Below are 2,334 nucleotides of genomic sequence, written 5' to 3'. Positions count from 1 at the left end.
TAAAGGATCATCCGCATATTCATGTGGTCATGCCGGCGGCAATCGTGGACAAGACCAATAAGCTTTGGCGTACTAAAGAGGGAAAATACCTGTTTAATCATAAAGCACTGGCGAAAGTCTTTCGCGCTAAAATGCTGACACGCATGAGCGAAGAGAAACTTCCTTTTCCTGCGAAGATTCCGGGAAAATGGGTAGTGGATTGCAAGTTTGTCGGTGCTGGCGATAAAGCCCTGATTTATCTGGGTCGATACCTTTACCGTGGCGTTATTCGTGAAAAGGATATTTTATCCTGCCAGAATGGCAAAGTGACGTATCGTTATCAAGACAGCAAAACCAAACGTTATCGAACCAAAACGCTTTCAGGAGCTGATTTTTTATGGTTAGTACTGCAACATGTTTTACCTAAAGGCTTTCGCCGTGCACGGAACTTCGGTTTTTTGCACCCCAATAGCAAAAGGGTGATTAAACTGATCCATACCCTGCTAAAGTTTGATCCGACGAAGATATTAAGCAGACTTAAAGTACGACCACAATTCAGTTGCAAATGTTGTGGCGGTGTAATGATCGTGGGGCGTAGGAGAATCCCCAGAGTGGAAGTGACCTTTCAGCCTGTGCCGACTTAAATGCTGGAACCACTAAAGGTTATGTAAATTCACACTCCTTCGCCCAGACAAGCAGCGCATAAGGCGCTGAGGGAGTTGTTTGGGCTAAAATCGGGGATTAAAGCATAAAAAATGCCCCGATACTTGAACTTTAGGAGTTGACTGCAATGGGCAACGCTCAAGGTTCAATTAAGTTGTAAAAACGAAGTCTGATTAATCAATCGAGCTAATCAGCAAAAAGCTATTTTCATAGAAACGATTTAACAGACTTCCTACTAACGGGCCGGGCTTGTCCAACAAACGGTTCAGATTGTGGCTCGCTTCGCGATCACAATCTAACCTTGTTCGTTATACATTTATTCCTATATCTTCAATTAATTCCGTTTGTATTCGTTTATTCTTTATTCATATTCTAAAATACGGACATTTTCCATTTATTGATAAATATTTTTCATTATTCCCTTTTCTGAACTTAATTATTTCAAATTGCTCGGGATTAAATTTATGTAAAAATGTTATTGGTACGCCCATACTCCCTTTGTAGTCTAATGGTATATCTTTTGTTTTATTAACATTAATTCCATCATAATTATCATATTTTGGATATTCAACTTCGCTCCCAAAATATTTTTTTGTGAGTCCAATATCTTCATGCCTTTTAAAAGTATCTAAGTTAGTTAACCATAGACAATTGTTTGGAGAAACTATTCTGTTTCCTAAGCTATCAATCCGAGCCTCCGTTCCATAAAGTTCATAGTGTTCGGGAACTATAAAACCAGAAACTCCTCTACCAAGGTTTATTCCTAACCACGCCTTGTTTTCTTTAATTATTTTGAAAATTTCTTTATAGGTGATTGCATTAATATTGCCAATTATCAAAAACTTTTTATCATATTTAACTAATTGAGCTACATACTCTCTGAATAATGAAAATGGTGGATTAGTAACAACAATATCGGACTGCTTTAACAGCTCAATACTTTCAGCACTACGAAAATCCCCGTCCCCTTTAAAGTAAACAATGTCAGTTGAACTTGGTTTGTTTTTTTCTCCCTCTGTACCTGTATATTTAAAGAAAAAGCCATTTTCATCTTCTTCTGTATTAAATAAATCTCTTGCTTGCTCTCTATAACAAGCAGCTATTAACTTTCTAAGACCTAACTCTTTGAAGTTTGAAGCAAAATAATTAAAAAAATTAAAAATTCGAGGGTCATCGCAATTGCAAAAAACCACTTTGTCTTTAAAGTGGCTTTTATAATGTTGTAATTCGCTTTCTATATCTGAAAGTTGTGTATAGAACTCATCACTTTTTGATTTTTTAGCTTTTTGCAATAATTTATTTGTTGCATTTCTTGCCATTATCAACCTATCTTAATTTAATGAATCTTTTATTTTTAGTTATTTACTTTTTGTTATCTGATTAAATATTTCACTTCCCAATGTTTTAAGGGAGGTTTTAGAAATATCAGTCATTATATCAAACATCTTTTTGACATCCAATTTTTCCCCATCCCCTTGTGTATATATTGAGGTTGCTTGAAGCATAATTGCCTTGTCTTTATGCTTGACAAATTTATTTTCACATAAATTTGTATTTATTGGCATGTAACCGTTCATTCCCCTATATAATTAAGCAGCAACTAGCGCAGGCATCTGCGGTAATTTAGGCACATTATTTCCCTGGCGGCGCATTTTAATAACATCCCTAAGATACAAAAGTGGTGAACTATTT

The 2,334-nt window shown here is 35.8% G+C and carries 2 protein-coding genes and 1 pseudogene; 1 reads left to right on the top strand and 2 read right to left on the bottom strand.

The window, feature by feature from the left end:
• Positions 1 to 623: IS91 family transposase (locus tag BTHERMOSOX_RS10490; protein WP_171004726.1), on the top strand; the 623-nt coding region annotated here is incomplete at its 5' end.
• A 384-nt stretch (positions 624 to 1,007) separates the two neighbouring features.
• Here the strand turns inward: BTHERMOSOX_RS10490 and BTHERMOSOX_RS10485 are convergent.
• Positions 1,008 to 1,961 (bottom strand): adenine-specific methyltransferase EcoRI family protein, encoded by a 954-nt coding sequence (locus BTHERMOSOX_RS10485; RefSeq protein ID WP_138121092.1) that lies wholly within the window; start codon positions 1,959 to 1,961, stop codon positions 1,008 to 1,010.
• Between the two features lie 39 nt (positions 1,962 to 2,000).
• A pseudogene (locus BTHERMOSOX_RS10480) lies at positions 2,001 to 2,207 on the bottom strand (EcoRI family type II restriction endonuclease); the annotation flags it as partial.
• Between the last annotated feature and the right edge of the window lie 127 nt (positions 2,208 to 2,334).

It is taken from the genome of Bathymodiolus heckerae thiotrophic gill symbiont (assembly GCF_900128515.1).
GTDB lineage: Bacteria > Pseudomonadota > Gammaproteobacteria > PS1 > Pseudothioglobaceae > Thioglobus_A.
Note: the sequence above shows the minus strand (reverse complement) of the source record. Positions and strands in the feature narration are given on the sequence as shown.

Excerpts from the sequence above, each read along its gene's own strand:
- BTHERMOSOX_RS10485 (WP_138121092.1), bottom strand. The coding sequence starts at position 1,961 with ATGGCAAGAAATGCAACAAATAAATTATTGCAAAAAGCTAAAAAATCA.